Source organism: Dietzia timorensis, assembly GCF_020742175.1.
Classification (GTDB): domain Bacteria; phylum Actinomycetota; class Actinomycetes; order Mycobacteriales; family Mycobacteriaceae; genus Dietzia; species Dietzia timorensis_A.
This window is the reverse complement of sequence record NZ_DYXM01000130.1, coordinates 1-5,274: the sequence shown is the minus strand read 5'-3', so window position 1 is coordinate 5,274 and position 5,274 is coordinate 1. Positions and strand designations below refer to the sequence as shown.

The 5,274-nt window shown below is 65.7% G+C and carries 3 protein-coding genes and 2 pseudogenes; 4 read left to right on the top strand and 1 reads right to left on the bottom strand.

Going from position 1 to position 5,274, the window contains the following annotated elements; all coding sequences use genetic code 11:
* Positions 1–247 (bottom strand): annotated as a pseudogene (locus K8V11_RS07110) (hypothetical protein); the annotation flags it as partial.
* Between the two features lie 356 nt (positions 248–603).
* Here K8V11_RS07110 and K8V11_RS07105 point away from each other — a divergent pair.
* The 4 genes and pseudogenes from K8V11_RS07105 to K8V11_RS07090 form a co-directional block, all read left to right on the top strand.
* Complete coding sequence (locus K8V11_RS07105) at positions 604–2,421, top strand: phosphoenolpyruvate carboxykinase (GTP) (protein WP_303912062.1); 1,818 nt, start codon at positions 604–606, stop codon at positions 2,419–2,421.
* Between the two features lie 288 nt (positions 2,422–2,709).
* Positions 2,710–3,783, top strand: a complete 1,074-nt coding sequence (locus K8V11_RS07100; protein ID WP_303912060.1) for a hypothetical protein — start codon at positions 2,710–2,712, stop codon at positions 3,781–3,783.
* 18 nt (positions 3,784–3,801) lie between these two features.
* Positions 3,802–4,818, top strand: coding sequence for a hypothetical protein (locus tag K8V11_RS07095; protein ID WP_303912058.1), 1,017 nt, complete (start codon positions 3,802–3,804; stop codon positions 4,816–4,818).
* A 202-nt stretch (positions 4,819–5,020) separates the two neighbouring features.
* A pseudogene (locus K8V11_RS07090) lies at positions 5,021–5,274 on the top strand (ATP-binding protein); the annotation flags it as partial.

The following is a 5,274-nucleotide window of genomic DNA, read 5'->3' as shown; positions in this document are numbered from 1 at the left end:
TGGCGATTCCCGTGCCGATCCGCATACGCTCGCTGGCCTCCAGGAGTATCTGTGCCTGGACAAATGCCTCGCGTCCGATCGCCTCACCGAACCACAGTGACTCCCAGCTCTGTGAGTCGAGTTCGGCGACGATGTCACGAAGGCGTGGAATCTCAACGCCTCCGAACGAGGCGCTCCACAGGCCAATCCGTCCGCGTCGCTTCGCGTCGCCACCGGCTGTCGTGTTCATGTTCCTGGCTGTACCCATGTTCACCATTGTGTGCCACGGATCACTAACACGTGGTTCGCGGTCCGCAGATGGGTGGATTATCGTCGTACTGGAACACGCTGGAGGTGCGGCGGACTATGCGACGTATGCTCCATGGGAACGGGTTGTGAACAGGCTGAACTTGTGGTTCGGGCACAGCGAGAATAGGTATTCCGCGCGGGAACTTCCGGTTCCCGCCGGATGGCGCCCCGCGAGGCGCCTTCTCCCGTGTTTCCGTAGGACGATCGCGTTCCGTATCCTGGTATGTGGAACAGTGATGCCTACGTTTACGCCGAACCTCGTGTGAATTTCATGACGTAACAGGTACATCAAGGTACATAAGGAGCGCTAGCGACATGACAAGCACCGTGCCGGGAATTTCCGACGCCCCTACAAAGCATGAGGAGCTCATCGCTTGGGTGAAGGAGATCGCTGATCTCACCACGCCCAAGCGTGTGGTGTGGGTTGACGGGTCCCAGGAAGAATGGGACCGACTTACCGAGCAGCTTGTCTCGTCCGGCGCGGCCGTCAAGCTCAACGAGGAGAAGAAGCCGAATTCGTTCCTCGCCCTCTCGGACCCGGCCGATGTCGCCCGCGTGGAATCGCGCACCTTCATCTGCTCGAAGACCGAAGAAGATGCCGGCCCCACCAACAACTGGGTGCACCCGGCCGAAATGCGCGCGGAGATGACCGAGCTGTACCGCGGCTGCATGGCCGGCCGCACGATGTACGTCGTCCCGTTCTGCATGGGCCCGCTCGACGCCGAGGATCCGAAGCTCGGCGTCGAGATCACCGACTCCGAATACGTCGTCACGTCGATGCGCATTATGACCCGGATGGGCACCGCGGCGCTCGAGAAGATCGGCGACAACGGCAACTACGTCAAGGCGCTGCACTCCGTCGGCGCACCGCTCGCCGAGGGCGAGAAGGATTCGCCGTGGCCCTGCAGCGAAACCAAGTACATCACGCACTTTCCCGAGGATCGCGAAATCTGGTCCTTCGGTTCCGGCTACGGCGGCAACGCCCTGCTCGGCAAGAAGTGCTACGCGCTACGCATCGCCTCGGCGATGGCGCATGACGAGGGTTGGCTCGCCGAGCACATGCTCATCCTCAAGCTCACCAGCCCCGAGGGCAAGGTGTACTACATTGCCGCAGCCTTCCCGTCGGCTGCGGGCAAGACCAACCTCGCGATGATTCAGACGACGCTCCCCGGCTGGAAGGCCGAGACCTGCGGCGACGACATCGCCTGGATGCGATTCGGCAAGGACGGCCGCCTCTACGCCGTCAACCCCGAGGCCGGATTCTTCGGTGTCGCGCCGGGAACGAACTACTCGTCCAACCCGAACGCGATGTACACCATCGAAAAGGGCAACACGGTGTTCACCAACGTTGCCAAGACCGACGACGGCGACGTGTGGTGGGAAGGCCTCGAGGGCAGCCCCGAGCACCTCACCGACTGGCGCGGAAACGAGTGGACCCCGGCCTCTGACGACAAGGCTGCGCACCCGAACTCCCGCTACTGCACCCCGATGGATCAGTGCCCCTCGCTCGCTCCCGAGTGGGACAACCCCGAGGGAGTGCCGATTTCGGCCATCCTGTTCGGTGGCCGCCGCAAGACCACGGTCCCGCTGGTCGCCGAATCCTTCGACTGGGAGCACGGCGTCTACGTCGGAGCGACGCTGTCTTCTGAGCGCACCGCCGCCGCCGAGGGCATCGTCGGCCAGGTCCGCCGCGACCCGATGGCCATGCTGCCGTTCATCGGCTACAACGTCGGTGACTACCTGCAGCACTGGATCAACATCGGCGAGAAGGCCGACGCGGACAAGCTGCCGAAGATCTTCCTCGTCAACTGGTTCCGCCGGGACGAGAACAACAAGATCATCTGGCCCGGGTTCGGCGAGAACACTCGCGTGCTCAAGTGGATCGTCGAGCGCATCGAAGGCAAGGCCGAAGGCCAAGACACCGCGATCGGTGTCGTCCCGGATTCCTCGCAGATCGACATCGAGGGCCTGGACGTTTCCGCGGAAGAGGTCGACAAGGCGCTCGCCGTCAACGAGGACGAGTGGCGTGAGGAAATCCCCGGCATCGCCGAATGGTTGCAGTTCCTCGGCGACCGCGTCCCCGAGGAGGTCTACGGACAGTTCGGCGCGCTCAAGGGGCGCCTGGGGGTCTAAGGGACTCCGCCGTCATACATAACCGAATCCCGTAGGGCGAAGATCCCGCCCCTCCCGAAGTGGTTGCTTTACGCGCCGAACGGGAGGGGCGGGAACTTTTTTGCCTGTCCGATGCTCAGAAAAAAGTGTGAGGATGCCGAGAAAACGGTGGCCTCGCCAGCATGCACAGGGCACGATACAGAAGAGACGCTGCCGCGCATGCGTGGATAAGGCCGAGAGCGGGCGCGTCGACAGGTTCCGAGGACGAGACGAAGCGCCCAGAAAAACGACACGAAGAGGTAGAGAATAATGTCCCAACCGCCCAATGGATCGCCCTACCCCGGAAGCGGGCCGAACTACGGATCCGGCGAGACGCCGAAGCCGTACGGCGACGCCAACCGCTACGGCGGGGCGCAGAATAACAGCGGCGGATACCCGCCGGCCTCGGGTGCGGCAGGCCAGGGAAACTCGCAGCCGTATGGGGCGAATCCGTACGGGCAGGGGCAGTACGGCAATGGCGGAGGCTCTGGCGGTAGTGGGCCCTACGGCAATCCCGGGCAGGGCCAGGGCCAGGGCGGTCCCGGGCAGTATGGGCACGGCTCGGGCGCGCAGAACCCGTACGGCCAGGGCGGTCAAGGTGGCCAGGGCTACGGCAGCGCCGGTGCGGGCGCCTATTCCGGCGCCTACGGCGGGGCCGGGCAGGGCGGAAACGCGGGTGGCAACGGGCCAGGCGGGCCGAATGGGCCTGGAGGACCGAACGGACCCGGCGGACCGGGAGGCTACGGCAGCTTCGGCACGCCGGGCGACGGAAACAACTCGGGCGGTGGAAACAAGGGCCCGCTGCTGGCTATCGCCGGGATCATCGTGGTGCTCGTACTCATCGCGGCTGCGGCGACGTATTTCCTGACACGCGGTGGGGACGACGAAGATCCCGCCGCGGCGACGGAGACGAGCCAGGCCTCGCCGAGCAGTGAAGCTGGGGGAAGCAGTGGCTCCGAGTCGACGAGCGCGGCGCCGAGCACGACCGAGAGCGCCGCTGCGGGCGGAGCTGAGGAAGGCGAGGTGACAACTCAGAGCGCGCCTGACAAGCAGATCACCGTGAACGTTCGCGCTGATAGGGACGTAGAAGTGTCCTTCCATGGTCCCGACAACGCCCCCGAAGGATTCCAGAACGTGGGCACCGAATGGACGGGAGAGAACACCACGGGCAGCTCGGGAATCTCGTACACGTCCGTGCTCGTCGCACCGGTCGATTACGGGGACTCCGACTTCAACGCGTCGTGCGAAATCCTCGTCGACGGCGAAGTAGTCGTGTCGAATGAGGGCAACGTGGGCGATGGAAACGTGAAGTGCAGTTACTCTACAAGTAAAGAAAATCCCTAGAAGTACGTGGAGGATCGAATGACGAAGCCCCCGAACGACAACGGGAACCGGTTCGGATCGCATCCGAACGGTGAGGGAACCGGTGGACCCTACCCTGAAGAAGGCACTTACCCAGGCGGTCCGCAGGGACACCCCGGTAACGCGGATGCCGGTTCGCAGGGCCCGCAGCACGCGGCCGCGCCGGGCCAGCAGACCCCACAGGTGCCGCAGGGCGGAAACCACAACCCGCAGCATGCGGCAGGCCCCGGACAGCAGTCTTGGGGGCAGGGGCAGCAGCCGGGGCAGGGCGCATTCGGCTCCCAGGGCAACGGCAACGGTCGGCCACAGGGCGGTTCTGGCTACGGCAACCCGCAGCAGTTCGGCCAGCCCGGCCAGCAACGGGGCGGATACCCGGGCGACCCCGATGCCCAGACCACGCAGATCCCGCAGGGGCCCGATCACGAGCAGCTCCCGCACCAGGGGTATGGCGACAACGCGCCGACCACCGCGTTCCCGGCCGGCTACCCACAGCCGATGCACGGAAACGACGCGAGCCACCACGGCTCGCGTCACGAGGCCGGATACGAGCCGCCCTACCAGCAGGACGTCCACCGCGGCGAAGAGACGCAGGGCCAGGCCGCCGCAGGCGCTCCGCGCGGTTCCTCCAACGGCAAGATCATCGGCATCATCATCGGCGTTGTCGCGATCATCGCTATCGCGCTCATCGCGTGGGCGTTGCTATCCGGAGGGGACGATTCCGACCAGCCCGCCGAGAACACCGAGACCACGGCACCCGTCGAGTCCTCCGCGGTCATGCCGGCTCCCGAGCAGGCTCCGGCGGAGGACCCGGCCGCGGGTGAGGCGCCGGAGGCCCCGGCTCCCGAGCCCGAATTCGTCCCCGCGCCCGAGGCCGGCGGGGTCGCACCCGAAGGGATGCCCGAGGAGGGCGCGCCCGCCCCGGCTCCGGAAGGCGCACCGCCGGCCGAGGGTGCTCCGGTGCCCGGAGCGGAAATGGGTCAGGACCTCGGCGAGCCCGCACCTGCGCCCGCACCGTAACGGCCGATAGCCCCGCGCACTTCGATACCCGCGCCGGACCGCTTACCTCCTGGAAGAGGAAGCGGGCCGGCGCGGGTATAACTATTTCCACGGAAAGAAAATACCTACCCGCACCACGCGAAAGGGGACCTCGTTGAGCACCACCACTGGCGGCCAGGAAAAGCGCGAATTCCAGGCCGAGACCCGGCAGCTGCTGGACCTGATGATCCACTCTGTGTACTCGAATCCGGACACGTTTCTCCGCGAGCTCATCTCGAACGCCTCGGATGCGCTCGACAAGCTGCGCCTCGCCGCGCTTACCGAGGAGCTTCCGGGCGTGGATACCTCTGACCTGCACATCGAGCTCATCGCTGACGGCGGAGCGTCCGATTCCGCGCGCCGGCTGACGGTCACCGACAACGGCATCGGCATGTCGCGCGAGGAGGTCATCGACCTCATCGGCACGCTCGCCAAATC